The organism is Streptomyces sp. NPDC043996, assembly GCF_056435225.1.
Window position 1 is genome coordinate 225,950 of the sequence record NZ_JBWKEY010000009.1, and the last position, 22,183, is coordinate 248,132.

A 22,183-nucleotide genomic window follows, 5' to 3' on the forward strand; every position below is an offset into this window, starting at 1 on the left:
CCGCTCAACGTAGCCCTCCGGCGGCGGGCGGGCCCTGGCGGGGCGCCCCGGGGCCCGCCCGCTAGGCGGTCCGGCCCTTCGCCCACTGGAGCTGGGCGGCGACGTCCGTCTTGATCTCGGCGAGCTGGACGGCGACCGCCGAGGGGGCGGTGCCGCCACGGCCGTCGCGGGACGCGAGGGCGCCCGGCACGTTCAGGACGGTGCGGACCTCCGGGGTCAGCTGCGGGGAGATCTTCGCGAACTGCTCGTCGGTGAGCTGGTCGAGCTCGATGCCGTGCGCCTCGCACTCCTTGACGCACTCCCCCGCGACCTCGTGCGCGACGCGGAACGGAACGCCCCGCTTGACCAGCCACTCGGCGATGTCCGTGGCGAGCGAGAACCCGGCCGGGGCCAGTTCCTCCATGCGCTCGCGGTGGACGGTGAGCGTCGCCATCATGCCGGTGAAGGCGGGCAGCAGGACCTCCAGCTGGTCGCAGGAGTCGAAGACGGGCTCCTTGTCCTCCTGGAGGTCGCGGTTGTACGCGAGCGGGAGCGCCTTGAGCGTCGCGAGCAGGCCCGTGAGGTTGCCGATGAGACGGCCTGACTTGCCCCGCGCCAGCTCGGCGATGTCCGGGTTCTTCTTCTGCGGCATGATCGACGAGCCGGTCGAGAAGGCGTCGTGGAGGGTGACGAAGGAGAACTCCTTCGTGTTCCAGATGATGACCTCCTCCGCGATCCGGGAGAGGTTGACGCCGATCATCGCGGTGATGAAGGCGAACTCGGCCACGAAGTCCCGCGAGGCGGTGCCGTCGATGGAGTTGGCGGCCGAGCCGTGCTCGAAGCCGAGGTCCCGGGCGACGGCCTCCGGGTCGAGGCCGAGCGAGGAACCCGCGAGCGCGCCGGAGCCGTACGGGGAGACGGCCGTGCGCGCGTCCCACTGCCGCAGCCGCTCCGCGTCCCGGGACAGGGACTGGACGTGGGCCAGGACGTGGTGCGCGAAGAGGACGGGCTGGGCGTGCTGGAGGTGGGTGCGGCCCGGCATGGCGACGTCGGGGTGCGCCTCCGCGAGGCCGATGAGCGCCTCCTGGAGGTCGGCGATCAGGCCGCCGACGATCCGGGCGTGGTCGCGCAGGTACATCTTGAAGAGCGTGGCGACCTGGTCGTTGCGGGACCGTCCGGCGCGCAGCTTGCCGCCGAGGTCCGCGCCGAGCCGCTCGAGCAGGCCGCGCTCCAGGGCCGTGTGGACGTCCTCGTCGGCGATGGTGCCGGTGAACGAGCCGTCGGCGACGTCGGCTTCGAGCTGGTCGAGCCCGGCGAGCATGCGCTCCAGCTCGTCGGCGGTGAGCAGCCCCGCCGTGTGCAGCACGCGCGCGTGGGCGCGGGAACCGGCGATGTCATACGGCGCCAGGCGCCAGTCGAAGTGCACCGAGGCGGAGAGTTGCGCCAGCGCCTCCGCGGGGCCGTCGGCGAACCTGCCGCCCCAGAGGCGGACTTCGCCGGTGTTGCTGCTCACGGTTGCTCCTTGGTGTGCGAGTGGCGGGGCGGGGATTCCTCCCCCACCCCGCCCCTTCCCGAAACTGGGGGACCCCCTGGAGGGGCTGATTCCCTTACGCCAGGTCCCGCTTGGCGGCGATCTTCGACGACAGGGCGAAGATGTCGATGAAGCCCTGCGCCTTGGACTGGTCGAAGGTGTCACCCGTGTCGTACGTCGCGAGGTTGAAGTCGTACAGCGACTCCTGCGACTTGCGGCCGGTGACGACGGCGCGGCCGCCGTGCAGCGTCATCCGGATGTCTCCGCTGACGTGCTGGTTGGCCTCGTTGATGAAGCCGTCGAGGGCCCGCTTCAGCGGGGAGAACCACAGGCCGTCGTAGACCAGCTCGCCCCAGCGCTGCTCGACCTGCCGCTTGTACCGGGCGAGCTCGCGCTCGACCGTGACGTTCTCCAGCTCCTGGTGCGCGGTGATCAGGGCGATCGCGCCCGGCGCCTCGTACACCTCACGGGACTTGATGCCGACGAGCCGGTCCTCGACCATGTCGATCCGGCCGATGCCCTGGGCGCCCGCCCGCTCGTTGAGCTGCTGGATCGCCTGGAGGACCGTGACGGGCCTGCCGTCGATGGCGACCGGGACGCCCTCCTTGAAGGTGATGACGACCTCGTCGGCCTCGCGGGGCGTCGCCGGGTTCGAGGTGTACTCGTAGACGTCCTCGATCGGGGCGTTCCAGATGTCCTCGAGGAAGCCCGTCTCGACGGCCCGTCCGAAGACGTTCTGGTCGATGGAGTACGGCGACTTCTTGGTGGTGGCGATGGGCAGGCCCTTGGCCTCGCAGAAGGCGATGGCCTTGTCCCGCGTCATCGCGTAGTCCCGGACGGGGGCGATGCACTTCAGGTCCGGGCCGAGGGCCTGGATGCCGGCCTCGAACCGCACCTGGTCGTTGCCCTTGCCGGTGCAGCCGTGGGCGACCGTGCCCGCGCCGTGCTTCTCGGCGGCGGCGACGAGGTGCTTGACGATGGTGGGCCGGGACAGGGCCGACACCAGCGGATACCGGTCCATGTAGAGGGCGTTGGCCTTGATCGCCGGGAGGCAGTAGCCCTCGGCGAACTCGTCCTTGGCGTCCGCGACCTCGGCCTCGACGGCACCGCAGGCGAGCGCGCGCTTGCGGATGACGTCCAGGTCCTCGCCGCCCTGGCCGACGTCCACGGCGACGGCGATGACCTCGGCGCCCGTCTCCTCGGCGATCCAGCCGATGGCGACGGAGGTGTCCAGGCCGCCCGAGTAGGCGAGTACGACGCGCTCGGTCACGGGTTTCTCCTCACAGTGCATTCGCTCGCTCAGTGCTGTGCAGTCACTGATATGCATGAGTATGCAGTCTTCCGCATGCTTCGTCAATTCACCTCTCGGGCGACCACCGGCCCGCGCCCCCGGGGACACGTGTAGCGACCACATATCGAGACGGTGTTGCGCGGAGGGCGCCCGCGGACGTTGCATCGCCGGGTGCGCGACGAACAGTCACTGACCCCCGCGGATCCGGCCGGCCGGGCGGCGCGGCGTGCCGTGACCGTCTTCCCCGTCCTGGTGCTCGCCGCGGGCGCCATTGGCCTCGCGGCGCCGGACGGACTCGCGGGCTGGAAGCCGAGCGTGCCGTATCTACTCGGCGTGGTGATGTTCTGCATGGGCCTGACGATGACCCCGGCGGACTTCAAGGGGGTCGCGAGGCGCCCTTGGGCCGTGGGCCTCGGCCTCGTCGCGCACTACGTCATCATGCCGGGCCTCGGCTGGCTCATCGCCCACGCCCTCGGCCTGTCGCCGCAGCTGGCGGCCGGGGTGATCCTGGTCGGATGCGCGCCGAGCGGCACCGCGTCGAACGTCGTGACGTATCTGGCGCGCGGCGACGTGGCCCTCTCGGTGTCCGTCGCCACCGTCTCCACGGTGCTCGCGCCGCTCGTCACACCGCCGTTGACGCTGCTGCTCGCGGGCGAGTTCCTGCCGGTGGACGCGGGCTCGATGGTGGTGGACATCCTCAAGACGGTGCTGCTGCCCGTCGTCGCGGGGCTGCTCGCGCGGCTGTTCCTCGGTCGCTACGTGGACCGCGCGCTCGGCGCGCTGCCGTGGCTCTCGGCCCTGACCATCGCGGTCATCGTGGCGGTGGTCGTCGCGGGCAGCGCGGCGGCCATCAAGTCAGCCGCCGCGCTCGTCCTGCTCGCGGTGGTCCTGCACAACGGCCTGGGCCTGGCCCTCGGCTACGGCGCGGGCCGCCTGGCCCGCCTGGGCGCCCCCGCGTCCCGCGCCATGGCCTTCGAGGTCGGCATGCAGAACTCAGGCCTGGCCGCGTCCCTGGCCACCGCCCACTTCAGCCCCCTGGCCGCCCTCCCCGCGGCGGTCTTCTCGGTCTGGCACAACGTGTCGGGCGCGGCGGTGGCCGCCTGGATGGCCCGCAGGTCATAAAGCCTGTCCGGCGCTTGAGGACAAGGCCGAAGGCCGGGCAGTAACCCGCAGACACACGCCGGACAGCAGCAGAACCCCCAGCCCGTCCGGCGCTTGAGGACGAGGCCGCAGGCCGATCAAGCCGCGCCAAGGCCAGGGGCCAGGGGCGGCCTCAATGCTCGTTGGACGCCAGCCGCAGCAGATGGTCCGCCAACGCCTGACCCCCCGTCGCATCCCTGCTGATAAGCATCACCGTGTCGTCGCCCGCGATCGTCCCCAGGATGTCGTGCAGCTCGGCCTGGTCGATCGCCGAGGCGAGGAACTGCGCGGCGCCGGGCGGGGTGCGCAGAACCACCAGGTTCGCCGACGCCTCCGCGGAGATGAGCAGCTCCCCGGAGAGGCGCCGCATCCGCTCCTCCTTCGCCGACTCCCCGAGAGGGGCCCGCGGCGTGCGGAAGCCGCCCTCGCTCGGCACGGCGTAGATGAGGTCGCCCTCGGCGTTGCGGATCTTGACGGCGTTCAGCTCGTCCAGATCGCGGGAGAGCGTCGCCTGGGTGACGTTCAGGCCGTCGTCGGCGAGGAGCTTCGCCAGCTGGCTCTGGGAGCGCACCGGCTGCCGGTTGAGAATGTCCACGATCCGGCGGTGCCGTGCGGTGCGGGTCTGCGGCACGGCGGGCCCGGCCTGCTCCCCTCGCTCATTGCGCTGCGCGTGGCTCATCGTCGTCTCATTCTCCGGATCGTCCGTCCCCGTTCGCCGCTGCCGCGGCCTGGTCGAGGACGCCGGGCAGGGCCTGGAGGAACGCCTGCACCTCGGTGTCGCGCACGTTCAGCGGGGGCATCAGCCGTACGACATCGGGGGCGGGCGCGTTGACCAGGAAGCCGGCGTCCTGAGCCGCCCGCTGCACGTGCGCGGCCAGCGGCTCGGTGAGCACCATACCCAGCAGCAGGCCCGCACCCCTGACATGGGCGACCAACGGGTGCCCCGCTGACTCGATTCCGTCGCGGAGCCGTTCGCTCGCGCGCTTGGTGTGCTCCAGGAGACCCTCGGCGACGATCGTGTCCAGGACGGCGAGTCCGGCGGCGCAGGCGACGGGGTTGCCGCCGAAGGTCGTGCCGTGGTGGCCGGGCTTCAGGAGCTCGGCGGCCGCGCCGAAGGCGACGGTCGCGCCGAGCGGCAGGCCGCCGCCGAGCCCCTTGGCGAGGGTGACGACGTCGGGCCGTACGCCGTCGTCCGCGAAGTGCGCGAACCAGTGGCCGGTGCGGCCGATACCGGTCTGCACCTCGTCGAGGACGAGGAGGGTGCCGGTGGCGCGGGTGATGTCGCGGGCCGCCTTGAGATAACCGGCGGGCGGCACGACGACGCCGTTCTCGCCCTGCATCGGCTCGATGATCACGAAGGCGGTGTCCTCGGTGACCGCCGCGCGCAGGGCGTCCACGTCGCCGTACGGGACATGGGTCACCTCGCCGGGCAGCGGCAGGAACGGCTCCTGCTTGCCGGGCTGGCCGGTGAGGGCGAGCGCGCCCATGGTGCGGCCGTGGAAGCCGCCCTGGGTGGCGACCATGTGCGGGCGCCCGGTGAGGCGGCCGATCTTGAAGGCGCCCTCGTTGGCCTCGGCGCCCGAGTTGCAGAAGAACACCCGGCCCTCGCGCCCGAAGAGCTGGAGCAGCCGCTCGGCGAGCGCGACGGGCGGCTCGGCGACGAAGAGGTTCGAGACGTGGCCGAGGGAGGCGATCTGCCGCGATACGGCGTCCACGACGGCCGGGTGGCCGTGGCCGAGCGCGTTCACCGCGATGCCGCCGACGAAGTCGACGTACTCCCTGCCGTCGGCGTCCCAGAGCCTGCTGCCCGCGCCGCGCACCAGGGGCAGGCTCGGCGTGCCGTAGTTGTCCATGAGCGCGCCCTGCCAGCGCTCGGTCAGCGCCTGGTTGAACCCGGTGGGCTCGGTGGGCTCGGTGGGCTCCGTGGACGGGGTGGACGCGGTGGCGGGCGTCATGCCGGTGCTCCCTCGGTCAGCTCGTCGGGCACGACCATCGTGCCGATTCCTTCATCCGTGAAAATCTCAAGCAGGATCGAGTGCTGGACGCGCCCGTCGATGACGCGGGCCGTCTGTACGCCGTTGCGGACGGCGTACAGGCAGCCCCGCATCTTGGGCACCATGCCGCTGGACAGGTCGGGCAGCAGCTTCTCCAGTTCGGTGGCGGTGAGGCGGCTGATCACCTCGTCGCTGTGCGGCCAGTCCTCGTAGAGGCCCTCGACGTCGGTGAGGACCATCAGCGTTTCGGCACCAAGCGCCGCAGCGAGTGCCGCAGCCGCCGTATCAGCATTGACGTTGTAGACATGTCCCTTTGTTTCGAGGTCCTCGGATCGTGCGATGGAGGAGACCACCGGGATCCGGCCGTCGGCGAGCAGCGCCTCGATGGCTCCGGTGTCGATCCCGGTGACCTCGCCGACCAGGCCGATGTCGACCAGTTCGCCCTCGATCAGCGGGCGGTGCCGGGTCGCGGTGATGGTGTGCGCGTCCTCGCCGGTCAGGCCCACGGCCAGCGGGCCGTGCTCGTTGAGCAGCCCCACGAGCTCGCGCTGCACCTGCCCGGCGAGGACCATCCGGACGACGTCCATGGCCTCGGGCGTGGTGACGCGAAGGCCCGCCTTGAACTCGCTGGTCAGGCCCTGTTTGTCGAGCTGGGCGCTGATCTGGGGGCCGCCGCCGTGCACCACGACGGGCTTCAGGCCCGCGTGGTGCAGGAAGACGACGTCCTGGGCGAAGGCGGCCTTCAGTTCGGCGTCCACCATGGCGTTGCCACCGAACTTGATGACGACAGTGCGGCCCCGGTGCCGGGTCAGCCAGGGCAGCGCCTCGATGAGGGTCTGCGCCTTGGGCAGTGCGGTGTGCTTGCGGGTGCTCATGGGGTGTTCAGGGTCCTCGGGTTCAGGACGAGCGGGGCGGTCGGGCCGTCCAGGGCGGGCGGTCGGGGCGGGGCCGTCGGGGGCGGCGGTCAGGACGAGTAGGCGCTGTTCTCGTGGACGTAGTCGGCGGTGAGGTCGTTGGCCCAGATGACCGCGGACTCCGAGCCCGCGGCCAGGTCGGCGGTGATCCGCACCTCTCGGTAGCGCATGTCGACCAGGTCGCGGTCCTCGCCCACGGAGCCGTTCTTGCACACCCATACGTCGTTGATGGCGACGTTCAGCAGGTCGGGCCGGAACGCGGCGCGGGTGGTGCCGATGGCGGACAGGACGCGGCCCCAGTTGGGGTCCTCGCCGTGGATCGCGCACTTGAGGAGGTTGTTGCGGGCGATGGAGCGGCCCACCTCGACCGCGTCGTCCTCGCTGGCCGCGTTGACGACCTCGATCCGGATGTCCTTGGAGGCGCCCTCGGCGTCGCCGATGAGCTGCCGGGCGAGGTCGTCGCAGACCGCGCGCACGGCCTCGGCGAACTCGGCCTGGCCGGGGGCGAGCCCGGAGGCGCCGGAGGCGAGCAGGAGCACGGTGTCGTTGGTGGACATGCAGCCGTCGGAGTCGACCCGGTCGAAGGTGAGCCGGGTCGCCTCGCGCAGCGCCTTGTCCAGGTCGGCGGCGGGCAGGTCGGCGTCCGTGGTGAGGACGACCAACATGGTGGCGAGGCCGGGGGCGAGCATGCCCGCGCCCTTGGCCATGCCGCCGACGGTCCAGCCCGCGCCCTCGTACACGGCCGTCTTGTGCACGCTGTCGGTCGTCTTGATGGCGATGGCGGCCTTCTCGCCGCCGTGCGCGGACAGGGCGGCCGCGGCCGTCTCGACGCCCGGCAGGAGCTTGTCCATGGGGAGCGTGACGCCGATGAGGCCCGTGGAGGCGACCGCGACCTCGGCCGCGTTCACGCCGAGCGCCTCGGCCGCCTTCTCGGCGGTGGCGTGCGTGTCCTGGAAGCCCTTGGGGCCCGTACAGGCGTTGGCGCCGCCGGAGTTGAGGACGACCGCCGCCACCTGACCGGCCTTCAGGACCTGCTCGGACCAGAGCACGGGGGCGGCCTTCACGCGGTTGGAGGTGAAGACGCCCGCGGCGGCCAGGCGGGGGCCTCGGTTGACCACGAGGGCCAGGTCCGGGTTGCCGTTCTCCTTGATTCCGGCGGCGATGCCCGCCGCCTCGAATCCCTTGGCTGCCGTGACGCTCACTGCATCTCCTCGTTCGCTGCTGTGCCCGCGCGGTCGGCCTCGGCGCCGGTGCGGCGCGCGGGCGCGGGGCTCGTGGTCACGCGCGGCCCGGCGGCCGCGCGCGGGTCGCTCACCGGGGCTCCTGGTCCGCTGTCGCTCACGGTGCGACGCCGACCGTGGAGAGCCCCAGCTCCTCGGGGAGCCCGAGCGCGATGTTCATGCTCTGCACGGCGCCGCCCGCGGTGCCCTTGGTCAGGTTGTCGATGGCGGTGATCACGATCACGCGCCCGGAACCGGGGTCGTGGGTGGCCTGGACGTGCACGGCGTTCGAGCCGTACACGGACGCCGTGGCGGGCCACTGGCCCTCCGGGAGCAGCCGTACGAACGGCTCGTCGGCGAACGCCTTCTCGTAGACGGCGCGCACGCTCTCCGCGGTGACGCCCGGCAGCGCCTTGGCGCTGCACGTGGCGAGGATGCCGCGCGACATGGGCGCGAGGGTCGGCGTGAAGGAGACGGACACGCGGGTGCCCGCCGCCGCGCTGAGGTTCTGGATCATCTCCGGCGTGTGCCGGTGCGCTCCGCCCACGCCGTACGGCGACATGGAGCCCATCACCTCCGAGCCCAGCAGGTGCGGCTTGGCGGCCTTGCCCGCGCCGGAGGTGCCGGACGCGGCGACGATCACCGCCTCGTCCTCGACGAGCCCGGCCGCGTACGCCGGGAAGAGGGCGAGCGAGACCGCCGTCGGGTAGCAGCCGGGCACCGCGATGCGCTGGGTGCCCTCCAGGGCGGCCCGGCCGCCGGGGAGCTCCGGCAGGCCGTACGGCCAGGTGCCGGCGTGCTCGCTGCCGTAGAACCGCTCCCAGTCCGCCGCGTCCTTCAGCCGGAAGTCGGCGCCCATGTCCACGACGAGGACGTCCTCGCCGAGCTGCTCGGCGACGGCGGCGGACTGCCCGTGGGGCAGCGCGAGGAAGACGACGTCGTGCCCGGCCAGGTTCTCGGGGCTGGTGGCCGCGAGGACGCGGTCGGCGAGCGGCACCAGGTGCGGCTGGAGCGCGCCGAGCCGCTCGCCCGCGTTCGAGTGGGCCGTGAGCGTGCCGATCTCGACCTCGGGGTGGCCAAGGAGCACGCGCAGCAGTTCCCCGCCCGCGTATCCGCTCGCCCCCGCCACCGCAGCGCGTACCGTCATGGACTCCTCCTCGTGAATGGCATGAATATACAAGCTGTCGCACGTTTATGCAATGCGGATCTCGCTCCGCCCGGAGCCCGCCGTGACCGCCCCCCGGAGGCGGCGAACAGGGGAAAGCGTGGCACCGGCCGGGCCCTCCTGCCAGCGTTGGCGGCCCTCAACCAGGCCGCCAGCCGCTGTCCGGTGGCCGAGACACGACCGCCCCGGTCGGCGGGTGCCGACCGGGGCGGAGGGTACGCGTGCCCTGAAGGCCCGGCGGACCGGCTGAGCGGTGCGTCAGGCGAGCGTGGCGAGGGCCTCGTTGAGCGTCGCGGACGGACGCATCACGGCCGCCGCCTTGGTGACGTCGGGCTGGTAGTAGCCGCCGATGTCGGCCGGGGAGCCCTGGACGGCGATCAGCTCGTCGACGATCTTCTGCTCCTGCTCGGCCAGGGTCTTGGCCAGCGGGCCGAAGGCCTCGGCGAGCTGCGCGTCGTCGGTCTGCTTGGCCAGCTCCTGGGCCCAGTACAGGGCCAGGTAGAAGTGGCTGCCGCGGTTGTCGATGCCGCCGAGCCTGCGGCTCGGGGACTTGTTCTCGTTCAGGAACGAGGCCGTGGCGCGGTCCAGGGTGTCCGCGAGGACCTGGGCGCGGGCGTTGCCGGTGGTCTGCGCCAGGTGCTCGAAGGACACCGCGAGGGCGAGGAACTCACCCAGGCTGTCCCAGCGCAGGTAGTTCTCCTTGACCAGCTGCTGGACGTGCTTCGGGGCGGAGCCGCCGGCGCCCGTCTCGAACAGGCCGCCGCCGTTCATCAGCGGCACCACCGAGAGCATCTTGGCGCTGGTGCCGAGCTCCAGGATCGGGAACAGGTCGGTCAGGTAGTCACGCAGGACGTTGCCCGTGGCGGAGATCGTGTTGAGGCCCTCGCGGATGCGCTCCACGGACAGCTTGGTGGCCTCCACCGGGGACAGAATGCGCAGGTCCAGGCCCTCGGTGTCGAACTCCGGCAGGTACGCGTTCACCTTGGCGATCAGGTTGGCGTCGTGCGCGCGGGTCTCGTCCAGCCAGAACACGGTCGGGTCGCCGGTGGCGCGGGCGCGGCTGACGGCCAGCTTCACCCAGTCCTTGATCGGGGCGTCCTTGGTCTGGCAGGCGCGGAAGATGTCGCCCTCGGCGACCGGCTGCTCGATGAGCGCGTTGCCCTCGGCGTCGACCACGCGAACCGTACCGGCGGCCGGGATCTCGAAGGTCTTGTCGTGGGAGCCGTACTCCTCGGCCTTCTGCGCCATCAGGCCGACGTTCGGGACCGAGCCCATAGTGGCCGGGTCGTAGGCGCCGTTGGCCCGGCAGTCGTCGATGACGACCTGGTAGACGCCCGCGTAGGAGGAGTCCGGGATGACGGCGAGGGTGTCGGCCTCGGCGCCGTCCTTGTCCCACATGTGGCCCGACGTGCGGATCATGGCCGGCATGGAGGCGTCGACGATGACGTCCGAGGGCACGTGCAGGTTGGTGATGCCGCGGTCGGAGTCGACCATCGCCAGGTCCGGGCCCTCGACCAGCTCGGCCTCGAAGGACGCCTTGATCTCGGCGCCGTTCGCAAGCGCCTCCAGGCCCTTGTAGATGCCGCCGAGGCCGTCGTTCGGGGACAGGCCCGCGGCCGTGAGGTCGGCGCCGAAGGCCGCGAAGGTCTTCGGGAAGAAGGCGCGGACCACGTGGCCGAAGACGATCGGGTCGGAGACCTTCATCATCGTGGCCTTCAGGTGCACCGAGAACAGCACGCCCTCGGCCTTGGCACGCGCGACCTGCGCGGTCAGGAACTCGCGCAGCGCGGCGACGCGCAGCACGGAGGCGTCGACGACCTCGCCCGCGAGGACGGGGACGGACGCGCGCAGGACAGTGGTGGAACCGTCGGCGGCGACCAGCTCGATCGTGAGGGCGCCGTCCTTCTCGATCACGACGGACTTCTCCGTCGAGCGGAAGTCGTCCTGGCCCATGGTGGCGACGTTCGTCTTGGAGTCACCGGTCCAGGCGCCCATGCGGTGCGGGTGCGCCTTGGCGTAGTTCTTGACCGACGCGGGGGCGCGGCGGTCGGAGTTGCCCTCGCGCAGGACCGGGTTGACGGCCGAGCCCTTGACCTTGTCGTAGCGGGCGCGGATGTCGCGCTCCTCGTCGGTCTTGGGGTCGTCCGGGTAGTCCGGCAGCGCGTAGCCCTGCTCCTGCAGCTCGGCGACGGCGGCCTTCAGCTGCGGGATGGAAGCCGAGATGTTCGGCAGCTTGATGATGTTCGCCTGCGGCGTCTTGGCCAGCTCGCCGAGCTCGGCCAGCGCGTCGTCGATGCGCTGGCTCGGCTCCAGGCGCTCCGGGAAGCTCGCGATGATCCGGCCCGCCAGGGAGATGTCACGGGTCTCGACGCGGACACCGGCCGTCGAGGCGTACGCCTGGATCACGGGCAGGAACGAATGCGTCGCGAGGGCGGGGGCCTCGTCAGTGTGCGTGTAGATGATGGTCGAGTCAGTCACCGGGTGCTCCGCTCCACGTCTGCAACATTGCTCGACATCAAGATATCTCGTGGGCGGGGTGGTCCGGACAGGGCCCTGTCCGAGGGGCGGATACCGGACACGCGCGAGGGCGGGGGCGGCGGCGCGGTTCCGGCCCGGCGGTGGCCCGGCGGTGGCCTGGCAGCGGCCCGGCGGTAGCCCAGCCGTAGCCCGGCCGTGGCCGCGGCGGGGCGTCCGGTCACCGGGACGGGCCGGGCGCCCGCCCCTCGTCGGCGGCCCGCGCGAGCCCTTCGCTTGAGCTAGATCGCGGTCTAGGTCCTACGGTCCCGCCCATGACGCACACGACAGCTGATCAGCGCGCGCTCGGTTCCGGATTCGGCGCGTGGAGCACCGCCGACGACGTCCTGGCGGGCATCTCCCTGGAGGGCCGCACCGCGATCGTGACCGGCGGCTACTCCGGCCTCGGCCTGGAGACGACCCGGGCCCTCGTCCGCGCCGGTGCCCGGGTGATCGCCCCGGCGCGCAGGCCCGACACCGCCCGCGCGGCCCTGGACGGCGTGGACCGCACGGAGGTCGCCGCCCTGGACCTCGCCGACCTGGCGAGCGTCGCCGCCTTCGCCGCCCGCGTCCTGGACGACGGCCGCCCCGTGGACCTCCTCATCGCGGGCGCGGGCATCATGGCCTGCCCCGAGACCCGGGTAGGGCCCGGCTGGGAGGCCCACTTCGCGGTCAACCACCTGGGGCACTACGCCCTGGTCAACCACCTGGCCCCGGCGCTCGGCCCCGGCTCCCGCGTGGTGGCGGTGGCCTCGTCGGGGCACTTCCTCTCCGGCATCCGCTGGGACGACCCGCACTTCTCCGGCGGCTATGACCGCTGGCTGGCCTACGCCCAGTCCAAGACCGCCAACGCGCTCTTCGCCCGGCACCTGGACCGCCTCGCGGGAGGCCGGGGACCGCGCGCGTTCGCCGTGCACCCGGGCAGCATCCTCACCCCGCTCCAGCGCCACATCCCCCGCGCCGAGCAGGTCGCGCAGGGCTGGATCGGGCCGGACGGAAGGCCCGCCGAGGGCTTCAAGACCCCGGCGCGGGGCGCGGCGACGGCCGTGTGGGCCGCCACCTCGCCGCTGCTCGCGGAGCACGGCGGCGCCTACTGCCAGGACTGCGACATCGCCGGGCCCGCAAGGACCGACGACATGCTCATCGGCGGGGTGAAGCCCTGGGCGGTGGACCCGCGCGCGGCGGCCCGGCTGTGGCAGCTGTCGGCGGAGCTCACCGGCGTCGACCGGTTCTCGTGACCGCCGCCGCGGTTCCCGCCGCCGACCGGCTCCCGCGGCTCACGAGGTGGGGCAGGTGAGGTCCTCGGCGGGCAGGCCGCCGCCCGCCAGGTAGGCGTTGACCGCCCGGTCGGCGCAGGGCACCGGCGTGAGGCCGTCCGCTGCGCGGCCGTACACGCCGTGCCCGCGCAGGTCCGCCGTGACCAGGCGCGAGCCGCGCAGCGCCCGGTGCATGGCGAGCGCGTCGCGGTAGCGCGTGTGGTCCCGCTTCGCCTGGAGCATCAGGACGGGCACGTCGTTGCCGATGGTGACGGCGGGCTCGCGCGGCGGGGTGCGGTAGTACGCGCAGGGCGCGGTCATGCCGTTCACGAGCGGCCCGAAGACGGGCTCGGCGGCCCGGCTGCGCTGGGCGTTGCGCCAGTACGTCTCCGGTGCCAGCGGCCAGCCTCCGGCGGGCCAGCCGCCGTCGCCGCACATGAAGACCGTGCCGCCGAGCATGCCGTCGGCGAGCTCGGGCGACTTCAACAGGGCGATCATACGGGCGAGTTCGGGTCCGGGGTCGGTGAGCTCGCCGCGCGACGCGGCGTCCAGATCGCGCACGACGGCCGCGAGCGACGGGTCGTTCTCCCCCTGCACCAGGAGCTGTTTGAGCAGCATGCGCAGCAACGGGGCGTTCAGGCGCAGCCCTTCGATCCGCAGCGGGCGCCGCTCGGCGCCGCTGAGCAGCGCCTCCACCCGGTGGCGCACGGCGGCCGCGGTGCGGCCCAGGTGGTAGGCGGAGTCACGCCGGGCGGTCCACACCGCCCACGCGTCGAGGCCCGCCTCCGCGGGGGCGCCGGAGCGCTGGAACTGCTCGTACTGCGTGGCCCGCGGATCGGTGACGGAGTCGATGACGAGGCGGTCCACGCGGCGCGGGAACAGCTGCGCGTAGGCGGCGCCCAGGTCGGCGCCGTAGGACACGCCGTAGTACGAGAGGCGTCGCTCGCCGAGGACGGCCCGGATCAGGTCCATGTCCCGGGCGACGTTGCGGGACGAGGCGTGCGGAAGGAGCCGGGCGTTGTCGCCGCGCTCGTGGCAGCGGCGCGCGTCCTCGCGGCCCGCGGCCAGGGACTCCTCGAAGTCCCGGCGGGGCGTCGTGGTGGGCCCGGGGTCGGGCCGTTTACGGGCGGGGTCGCAGGTCAGCGGGGTGCTCTCGCCGAGGAAGCGCGGGTCGAAGCCGATCAGGTCGTAGGCGTCGGCGGTGGCCTCCAGGGTGGGGCGCAGGGCGAGGGTGGAGGCGAGTCCGGGGCCGCCGGGGCCGCCCGGATTGGACAGCAGGACGCCGCGCCGCTGGCCCGCCGGGGCCGTGGCCCTGATCCGGGAGACCGCGATCCGCAGGGTGCGCCCGGCGGGGTCTGCGTAGTCGAGCGGCACGGTGACGTCGGCACACCGGGCGCCCGCCGCTCTCAGCTCCTTGTGCCCGGGCGGGCAGGCGCCCCACCGTAAGGGCTGGTTCCGGTACGCGGCGAGGGCGGCCGCGTCCACGGCCTTGGACGGCTCGGCGGCGGGCACGCCGCCCGCGAGCAGGGCGGCGAGCCCGAGGCCCGCCGTGGTGAAGGTGACGGCACGCATGGCGCTCCGGGGTGCACGGGAAACGGGCGGACGGGGCGGACGGGGCGGTGCGGGAGGGTCCGCGAACGCCGCTCACGCTACGAACGCGCGTGCCGGACGGCCATCCGGCCAGCCACCGGCCCCGGCCTCCCGCTAGCCGCACCGGCCGCGCTGGGGCCAGCCCCCTCCACAGGCCTCTCCCAGCCGCCTCCCAGCCCCCGCCCGCGCTTGCGTTGGAGCGCGCTCCAACTCCTAAGGTCACGGCCGTGATCACCGCTCCGCGGGGTCACGGACACCGCCGCACCACCAGGAGGTACGACATGACCGGCCTGCCCACGCGCGAGCTCGGCGCGCTGACGGTCTCGGCGCAGGGACTCGGCTGCATGGGGATGAGCCACGCCTACGGCTCGTCCGACGACGCCGAGTCGACCGCCACCATCCACCGCGCGCTCGACCTCGGCGTCACACTGTTCGACACCGCCGACTTCTACGGCGGCGGCCACAACGAGGAGCTGCTCGGCCGCGCCCTGTCCGGCGCGCGCCGCGAACGCGCTGTGATCGCCACGAAGTTCGGCTTCGCCAACCGGCTCGGGGAACCGCCTCTGATCCGCGGGGACGCCGCGTACGTGCGCCAGGCCTGCGACGCCTCGCTCCAGCGGCTCGGCGTCGACCACATCGACCTGTACTACCAGCACCGCGTGGACCCGGAGGTGCCGATCGAGGAGACCGTCGGGGCGATGGCGGAGCTCGTCGCGGCGGGCAAGGTGCGCCACCTCGGCCTGTCCGAGGCGAGCGCCCGCACGCTCCGGCGCGCGCACGCCGTGCACCCGATCGCGGCGCTGCAGAGCGAGTGGTCGCTGTGGACGCGGGACCTGGAGCGGGAGATCGCGCCGGTGTGCCGGGAGCTCGGCATCGGCCTCGTGCCGTTCTCGCCGCTGGGCCGCGGCTTCCTCACCGGCCGCGTCACCTCGGTCGACGGCCTGGCCGCTGACGACATCCGCCGCACCCAGCCGCGCTTCGCCGACGGCAACCTGGAGCGGAACCTCGCCATCGTCGGCACGTTGAACGCGCTCGCCGCCGAGAAGGGCGTCACGGCGGGCCAGCTGGCCCTCGCCTGGGTGCAGCACCGCGGCGCGGACGTGGTGCCGATCCCGGGCACGCGCCGCGAGACGTATCTGCGGGAGAACCTCGCCGCCGTCACTCTCGAGCTGTCCGCCGCCGAGCTCGCCGCGATCGACGCGGCGGCGCCCGCCGACGGGGTGGCGGGGACGCGGTACGACGAGAAGAGCCTCGCGATCGTCGACCAGTAGCGGGGGCGGCCGTGGGCGGGCGGCGGCCGCGTACGCTGCGGGCATGTCCTTTCCCGTGCCCGACGCGCTCGCCTACCTCGCCGGGGACTGGCGCCTGGAGCGGACCGTGCGGGACTTCGGCGCGGGCCAGGCCGGGCCGGTGGAGGGCCGCTTCGACGGCACCACCCGGTTCACGCCGCTGCCCGGCGGGCCCGCGCCCCGGGCCGGTCTGCTGCACCACGAGTCCGGCACGTTCACCTGGCGGGGCACCGGGCGGCCCGCCGAGCGCACCCTGCGGTTCCTGCCGGGCGAGCCCGCGGGCACGGCGGTCGTGCACTTCGCCGACGGGCGCTTCTTCCACGCCCTCGACCTGCGCACCGGCCGCCACACGGCGGACCACCCGTGCGCGGCGGACCTGTACCGGGGCACGTTCGAGGTGGCCGACGCCGACCACTGGCGCATGAGCTGGCGGGTCCGGGGCCCGGCGAAGGACCTGCTCCTGACGTCGGACTACGTACGCGCGCTCACTGCTCCCCGTACACCATCCAGTCCCACGGGCTCCGCAGGGCACTGAAACCGAGCCGTTCGTAGACGCCGTGCGCGTCCGCGGTGGCGAGCATGATCCTGCGCAGCCCGAACGGGGCGAGGTGGTCGCGCACGCCCGCCACCAGCGCGGTGCCGAGCCCCTTGCCGCGCGCGGAGCGGTCCACGTACACGTCGCAGAGCAGGGCGAAGGTGGCGTGGTCGGTGACCACGCGGGCGTACGCGACCTGGCCGCCGGAGGCCGTCTCGTACACACCGAAGTTGAGCGACCCGGCGATCGCCCCGTCGTGCTTCTCGCGGGAGCGCCCCCGCGCCCAGTAGCTGTCCGTGGACAGCCAGGCGTGGACACGGGCGGCGTCGATGCGCCGGGGGTCGGTGGACAGCTCGTATCCGGCGGGGAGTTCGTATCGGCCGGGCCGTTCAGATCCGCCGGCGGACGCGCGTCCGTCGGTTCGTTCGTCCGCGCCGGTGGGTTCGTTGGCGCGCTCCCTGTGCGTCGTCATGCCCGTACCTCATCACACGCCGCGCGCAGCCGTCGTACGCCTTCGGTGATCTCCCCGGCGCCCGCGAGCGCCGCGAAGCTGAGGCGTACGTGCCCGGCCGGAGGCTCGGCGGCGAAGTAGGGGCGCCCCGGGGCGACCGCGACCCCGGCGCGCGACGCGGCCGCCGCCAGGGCCAATTCACCGGTGCCGTCGGGAAGGCGCAGCCACAGGTGGTAGCCGCCCGCCGGGACGTGCGGCAGGGCGAGCTCGGGCAGGCGCAGCCGCAGCGCCGCCGCCATCGCGTCCCTGCGCTCCTTCAACTCCCGGGCCATGGACCGCAGATGGCGCGGCCACGCCGGGGAGCCGACGAGTTCGAGGGCGGCCTCCTGGAGCGGTCGCGGGACGAAGAAGTGGTCGACGACCTGGATGGCGCGCAGCCGCTCGAGGACGGGCCCGCGCGCGGCGAGCGCGCTGACCCTGAAGCTCGGCGAGGTGGCCTTGGTCAGCGAGCAGACGTGCACGACGACGCCGTCGCGGTCGTCGGCGGCCAGGGGCCTCGGCAGCGGCCCCGCGTCCTCGTGCACGAGCCTGCGGACGAAGTCGTCCTCGACGACGAACGCCCCGGCCTCGCGGGCGATGCGCAGCACCTCGGGGCGGCGCCCCGCGGACAGCACGGCGCCGGTGGGGTTCTGGAACAGGGGCTGGCAGACGAACACGCGGGCGCCGGTCGCCTCGAACGCGGCGGCGAGGAGGTCGGGCCGCACCCCGTCGGTGTCCACGGGCACCGGCACGGGGCGCAGCCCGGCGGCGCGCGCGATCGCGAGGAGGCCGGGGTAGGTGGGCGACTCCATCAGCACCGGCGCCCCGGGCGGCGCGAGCGCCCGCAGCGTCGTCGTCAGGGCGCTCTGGCCGCCCGCGCTGATCAGGACCTCGGCCGCGCTGATGGCGCCGCCGATGCCGCGCGCGAACCACTCGCGCAGCTCGGGCAGGCCGTCGACGGGGGGCCGCTCCCAGGCGCCGGGGCGCCGTCCGGCCCGCGCGAGCGCGGCGGCCATGGCGCGCTCCGGCTGGAGCGAGGGGTGCAGATAGCCGCCGTTGAACTCGATGACGCCGGGCGCGGGCGCGGCCAGGGTGGCGAGGACCCCGGAGGCGTCGACGGAGCGCGGCACGACCTCGGCGGCGGCGTCCGCGCTCAGGGACACCTCCTGCCACGAGGTGTCCCCCGCGGGGGCCGGGGCGCCCGCCGCCTGTGCGCGGAAGGCCCCGGCGCCGGGCCGCGTCACCACGAGGCCCTCCGCGGCGAGCCGCGCCAGCGCCCGCGACACGGTCACCGGGCTCACCCGGAACCGCTCGACCAGCACACGACTCGATGGCAGCTTTCCGCCTGGAGAGTAGCGGTTCAGCTCGTCTCGCAGCTGTCCCGCCAGTTCACTCACACTGCTACGCTCATGCATGAAGGCACAGAGTAGCGCTACTGAACGACAGCGGATAGCGGTCGCACACGGCCCCCGAAGCACCGCGGGCCCCCGGACCACACCAGGCGGCCCCCCGGCCCTGGCCCCGACCACGGCCACATCCGCATCCGCATCCGCATCCGCAGGTCGCCGTTCCCCGCACCGCGCGGGCGCGCTCCAGGCCGCCCTCGGTGTCGTCGCCTTCTCCCTCACCTTCCCCGCCACCGCCTGGGGCCTTGAGGGCATCGGCCCCTGGAGCTTCGTCGCGCTGCGCTGCGTGCTCGCGGCGTTCGTCGCGGGCGGCTGTCTGCTGGCCCTGCGCGTGCCGGTGCCGTCGCGCGCCCACTGGGGCGGACTCGCCGTCGTCGCGGGCGGCGTGGTCGTGGGCTTCCCCCTCCTGACGTCCCTCGCCCTGCAGACGTCGAGCACCGCGCACGCGGCCGTCGTCGTCGGGCTGCTGCCGCTGACCACCGCCGTGTTCTCCGCGCTGCGCACCGGCGCCCGCCCCTCGCGCGCCTTCTGGGCGGCCGCGCTCGCCGGAGCGGCCGCGGTGATCGCGTTCACCGTGGCGCAGAGCGGCGGCGCCCTGTCGAGCGCGGACCTCTATCTGTTCGGCGCGCTCCTGGTGTGCGCCGCCGGATACACCGAGGGCGGCCGCCTGGCCCGGCACCTGCCCGGGTGGCAGGTCATCGGCTGGGCCCTGGTCCTCGCCCTGCCGCTCGGCCTCACCGGCGCGCTGCTCGCCCTGCCGCACGAGCCGTTCCAGCTCACCGCGCACAGCACGGCGGGCCTGCTGTACACGGCGATCGGCTCGCAGTTCCTCGGCCTGCTCGTCTGGTACCGGGGCATGGCCGCCATCGGCATCCCCAAGGCCAGCCAGCTGCAGCTCGCCCAGCCGCTGCTGACCCTGGTCTGGTCGGTGCTCCTGCTCGGCGAGACGCTCACCCCCGCCGCGCCGCTCACGGCGGTGGCCGTCCTCGTGTGCATCGCGGTCACCCAACGGGCGCGCGGGTAGGCGCCAACAGCCGCCACGGGTCGTACACTGACGGCCACGCACCGCCACCTACCGCGAAGCGGACAAGGAGGTCACTGCCCATGCAAGCATCCGTGGGTGACCGGCTGCTGATCCACGGCAGGATCGTCGGACAGCACGACCGGACTGCGGAAGTCATCGAGGTCCTCGGCTCGGACGGCGGCCCGCCGTACCGCGTGCGGTTCGAGGACGGCCACGAGACGGTGATGTCACCGGGCCCCGACACCGTCGTACGCCCCTTCGCCAGCGACGGCTGAGCCAAGGGGACGCGTACGGCGGCGCCGACTCACCCGGCCCGGAACGCGTAGTGGTCGTCGACGACGCGCTGCATCGCGCCGATCCTGTCGGCGACCACGTGCTTGGCCGAGTAGAAGACGTGCCCGCGCACCCGCGGGAAGTCCTTGGCGTAGGTCAGGTGCCGGGACAGCTCGGTCGGGTCCTGCCACGGCGCGGGCTGGGCCGGGTCCCCCGCCTTGTACAGGGCCTCGCCCACGTACAGGCGCACGCCGGTGCCCTTGGCCACGTCGTCCCACCAGGGCACCAGCTTGGCGTAGTCGGCCGCGGCCAGGCCGATGTGCCAGTAGAGCTGGGGACAGATGTAGTCGATCCAGCCCTTCTTCACCCAGCCCCGGGTGTCCGCGTACAGGTCGTCGTAGGTCTGCACGCCCGCCCGTGTGTCCGATCCCGTCGGGTCGGTGGACGCGTTGCGCCACACCCCGAAGGGGCTGATCCCGAAGCGCGTCGTCGGGCGGGTCTGCTTGATCCGCACGCCCATCTCCCGCACCAGGCGGTCGATGTTGTCCCGCCGCCACGAGGCCCGGTCGGGGAAGCCGCCGCCGTAGCGGGCGAAGGCGTCGTCGTCGTCGAAGACCTGGCCCGCGACCGGATACGGGTAGAAGTAGTCGTCCCAGTGCACCGCGTCGATGCGGTAGCGCCGCACCGCGTCGAGCATCGCGTTCTGCATGAAGCGCCGCACCTCGGGAAGGCCCGGGTTGTAGTACAGCTTCCCGCCGTACGGCACGACCCACTCGGGGTGCACGCGCGCGGGGTGCGTGGGCAGCAGCCGCCCGGGGTCGGTGTGCATGGCGATCCGGAACGGGTTGAACCAGGCGTGCAGTTCCAGGCCCCTGCGGTGCGCCTCGCGCACGGCGGTGCCCAGCGGGTCCCAGCCGGGGTCCTTGCCCTGGGTGCCGGTCAGCCACTCCGACCACGGCTCGTACGGCGACGGCCAGAACGCGTCGGCCGTCGGGCGCACCTGGAGGACCACCGCGTTCAGCTTGCGGCGCACCGCCGTGTCCAGATAGGCGATCAGCTCGGCGCGCTGCCGCTCCGCGGGCAGGCCCGGCTTCGACGGCCAGTCGATGTTGACGACCGTCGCCACCCACATGCCCCTCATCTCGCGGCCCCGGTGTCTTGGCCCCGGCCGCGCCGCCGCGTCCCCGGCTGTCGCGAGCCCCGCGGCCACCGATGCCGCCGCCGCGGTGAAGGCCCGACGTGACATACGCCTCATGTTCCCGTCCCCTGATCTTCGAGTTCCGCCGACTATCCCTGGACGTTCGGGGACAGCATGCCCGACCCGGACCGCCCCGCACCGCGACGCGCGGAGTAACGTTCACCGGCGGGGCAGGCGCCGGTACCGCACGGGGGGCCTGTCGACACAGTTGATGAGCGAAAGGCACGAGGTGACCGACTCTATGGCCGACATTGCGCGCGTCGGAGTGGTGGGCTGTGGCCAGATGGGCGCCGGGATCGCGGAGGTCTGCGCCCGCTCCGGCCTGGACGTGATGGTCGCGGAGACCACCGGAGAGGCCCTGGAGATCGGCCGCACGCGGCTGCACAACTCCCTGACCAAGGCCGCCGAGCGCGGCAAGATCTCCCCGGAGGAGCGGGACGCGACGATCGCGCGGCTCAGCTTCACCACGGACCTCGGCGAGTTCGCCGACCGCGACCTCGTGATCGAGGCCGTCGTGGAGAACGAGCAGGTCAAGACGGAGATCTTCCAGGTGCTCGACCAGGTGGTGACCCGGCAGGACGCGATCCTCGCCTCGAACACCTCCTCCATCCCGCTGGTGAAGCTGGCCGTGGCCACGTCCCGGCCCGACCAGGTCATCGGCATCCACTTCTTCAACCCCGCTCCCGTGCAGCACCTCGTGGAGCTGATCCCGGCGCTGACCACGTCGGAGGGCACGCTCAGCCGGGCGCAGCTGTTCACCGAGAAGGTGCTCGGCAAGCACGCGATCCGCGCCCAGGACCGCTCCGGGTTCGTGGTGAACGCGCTGCTCATCCCGTATCTGCTGTCCGCGATCCGGATGTTCGAGTCGGGCATCGCGAGCCGCGAGGACATCGACAACGGCATGGAGATGGGCTGCGCCCACCCGATGGGCCCGCTGAAGCTGGCCGACCTCATCGGCCTGGACACGGTCGCCTCGGTCGCCGACTCGATGTACGCCGAGTACAAGGAGCCGCTGTACGCCGCTCCCCCGCTGCTCCAGCGGATGGTCGACGCGGGCCGCCTCGGCCGCAAGAGCGGGTCGGGCTTCTACCCGTACGGATAAGACCGGATGCGGATCAGACCGGATGCGGCTGAGACCGGATACGGCTAAGGCCGGATGCGGCGCCGATGGCTACGCTCCGTATCTGAATTCAAGTCAATTTCCGGCCAGTTCATGGACCCGGCACTCGCTGAGTGCCGGGTCCGCGCAGTTCACACACCGTGTGCGAGGGGGGCTCGCATATGCCCTGCGCACACGCTCCCGCCGCGACCACCAGGCGAGTTGACTTTCCGTGCGCACAGGGGGGATGTGACCACTACCGAAAGGAGCGGACT

General features: G+C 73.0%; 19 protein-coding genes. 7 read left to right on the forward strand and 12 right to left on the reverse strand.

The features are described 5' to 3' along the window. Positions 1-61: 61 nt before the first annotated feature. The gene (gene argH / locus AC07A4_RS24260; RefSeq protein ID WP_478602115.1) at positions 62-1,492 is read right to left on the reverse strand and encodes an argininosuccinate lyase; all 1,431 of its coding nucleotides are present in this window, start codon (positions 1,490-1,492) and stop codon (positions 62-64) included. Positions 1,493-1,586: 94 nt separating this feature from the next. After that, on the reverse strand, positions 1,587-2,780 hold the full coding sequence (locus tag AC07A4_RS24265; protein ID WP_478602116.1) for an argininosuccinate synthase: 1,194 nt from the start codon (positions 2,778-2,780) through the stop codon (positions 1,587-1,589). 192 nt (positions 2,781-2,972) lie between these two features. Here AC07A4_RS24265 and AC07A4_RS24270 point away from each other — a divergent pair, with 192 nt between their 5' ends. Then, positions 2,973-3,923, forward strand: coding sequence for a bile acid:sodium symporter family protein (locus tag AC07A4_RS24270; RefSeq protein ID WP_478602118.1), 951 nt, complete (start codon positions 2,973-2,975; stop codon positions 3,921-3,923). A 151-nt stretch (positions 3,924-4,074) separates the two neighbouring features. On the opposite strand, the gene AC07A4_RS24275 is transcribed toward AC07A4_RS24270, so the two are convergent. From AC07A4_RS24275 to AC07A4_RS24300, 6 genes are all read right to left on the reverse strand, one after another. Further along, positions 4,075-4,620, reverse strand: a complete 546-nt coding sequence (locus AC07A4_RS24275; protein ID WP_478602120.1) for an arginine repressor — start codon at positions 4,618-4,620, stop codon at positions 4,075-4,077. Positions 4,621-4,627: 7 nt separating this feature from the next. After that, a complete protein-coding gene (locus tag AC07A4_RS24280; RefSeq protein WP_478602450.1) occupies positions 4,628-5,794 on the reverse strand; it encodes an acetylornithine transaminase in 1,167 nt (388 codons plus the stop codon). A gap of 98 nt (positions 5,795-5,892) precedes the next feature. After that, a complete protein-coding gene (gene argB / locus AC07A4_RS24285; protein WP_478602122.1) occupies positions 5,893-6,810 on the reverse strand; it encodes an acetylglutamate kinase in 918 nt (305 codons plus the stop codon). An 89-nt stretch (positions 6,811-6,899) separates the two neighbouring features. Then, on the reverse strand, positions 6,900-8,051 hold the full coding sequence (gene argJ, locus AC07A4_RS24290) for a bifunctional glutamate N-acetyltransferase/amino-acid acetyltransferase ArgJ (protein ID WP_478602124.1): 1,152 nt from the start codon (positions 8,049-8,051) through the stop codon (positions 6,900-6,902). 136 nt (positions 8,052-8,187) lie between these two features. Then, positions 8,188-9,216 (reverse strand): N-acetyl-gamma-glutamyl-phosphate reductase, encoded by a 1,029-nt coding sequence (gene argC, locus AC07A4_RS24295; RefSeq protein WP_478602126.1) that lies wholly within the window; start codon positions 9,214-9,216, stop codon positions 8,188-8,190. A 276-nt stretch (positions 9,217-9,492) separates the two neighbouring features. After that, positions 9,493-11,712, reverse strand: a complete 2,220-nt coding sequence (locus AC07A4_RS24300) for an NADP-dependent isocitrate dehydrogenase (RefSeq protein ID WP_478602128.1) — start codon at positions 11,710-11,712, stop codon at positions 9,493-9,495. Positions 11,713-12,023: 311 nt separating this feature from the next. Here AC07A4_RS24300 and AC07A4_RS24305 point away from each other — a divergent pair, with 311 nt between their 5' ends. Continuing rightward, the gene (locus AC07A4_RS24305; RefSeq protein WP_478602130.1) at positions 12,024-12,986 is read left to right on the forward strand and encodes an SDR family NAD(P)-dependent oxidoreductase; all 963 of its coding nucleotides are present in this window, start codon (positions 12,024-12,026) and stop codon (positions 12,984-12,986) included. Between the two features lie 39 nt (positions 12,987-13,025). Here AC07A4_RS24305 and AC07A4_RS24310 read toward each other — a convergent pair whose 3' ends face one another. After that, positions 13,026-14,576, reverse strand: a complete 1,551-nt coding sequence (locus AC07A4_RS24310) for an alpha/beta hydrolase (RefSeq protein ID WP_478602132.1) — start codon at positions 14,574-14,576, stop codon at positions 13,026-13,028. 299 nt (positions 14,577-14,875) lie between these two features. On the opposite strand from AC07A4_RS24310, the gene AC07A4_RS24315 reads away from it, so the two are divergent. Next, positions 14,876-15,865, forward strand: a complete 990-nt coding sequence (locus AC07A4_RS24315) for an aldo/keto reductase (protein ID WP_478602134.1) — start codon at positions 14,876-14,878, stop codon at positions 15,863-15,865. Between the two features lie 43 nt (positions 15,866-15,908). After that, complete coding sequence (locus AC07A4_RS24320; protein ID WP_478602136.1) at positions 15,909-16,418, forward strand: DUF6314 family protein; 510 nt, start codon at positions 15,909-15,911, stop codon at positions 16,416-16,418. Here AC07A4_RS24320 and AC07A4_RS24325 read toward each other — a convergent pair. Further along, positions 16,369-16,890 carry a GNAT family N-acetyltransferase gene (locus AC07A4_RS24325; RefSeq protein ID WP_478602138.1) on the reverse strand — a complete coding sequence of 174 codons (522 nt, stop codon included), beginning with the start codon at positions 16,888-16,890 and terminating at the stop codon, positions 16,369-16,371. The genes AC07A4_RS24320 and AC07A4_RS24325 overlap by 50 nt on opposite strands. Further along, on the reverse strand, positions 16,887-18,323 hold the full coding sequence (locus AC07A4_RS24330) for an aminotransferase-like domain-containing protein (RefSeq protein ID WP_478602139.1): 1,437 nt from the start codon (positions 18,321-18,323) through the stop codon (positions 16,887-16,889). Before AC07A4_RS24330 ends, AC07A4_RS24325 begins: the two co-directional genes overlap by 4 nt. Between AC07A4_RS24330 and AC07A4_RS24335 the strand changes: the two genes are divergently transcribed. After that, positions 18,322-19,338, forward strand: a complete 1,017-nt coding sequence (locus tag AC07A4_RS24335) for a DMT family transporter (RefSeq protein ID WP_478602141.1) — start codon at positions 18,322-18,324, stop codon at positions 19,336-19,338. The two genes, AC07A4_RS24330 and AC07A4_RS24335, sit on opposite strands and share 2 nt — an antisense overlap. Positions 19,339-19,418: 80 nt before the next feature. After that, entirely contained in the window at positions 19,419-19,613 is a 195-nt protein-coding gene (locus AC07A4_RS24340; RefSeq protein ID WP_478602143.1) for a DUF1918 domain-containing protein, read from the forward strand. A 29-nt stretch (positions 19,614-19,642) separates the two neighbouring features. Here AC07A4_RS24340 and AC07A4_RS24345 read toward each other — a convergent pair whose 3' ends face one another. Beyond that, the gene (locus AC07A4_RS24345) at positions 19,643-20,866 is read right to left on the reverse strand and encodes a glycoside hydrolase family 10-like protein (protein WP_478602145.1); all 1,224 of its coding nucleotides are present in this window, start codon (positions 20,864-20,866) and stop codon (positions 19,643-19,645) included. Between the two features lie 184 nt (positions 20,867-21,050). Between AC07A4_RS24345 and AC07A4_RS24350 the strand changes: the two genes are divergently transcribed. Continuing rightward, positions 21,051-21,911 carry a 3-hydroxybutyryl-CoA dehydrogenase gene (locus AC07A4_RS24350; RefSeq protein WP_478602147.1) on the forward strand — a complete coding sequence of 287 codons (861 nt, stop codon included), beginning with the start codon at positions 21,051-21,053 and terminating at the stop codon, positions 21,909-21,911. Positions 21,912-22,183: the final 272 nt, after the last annotated feature.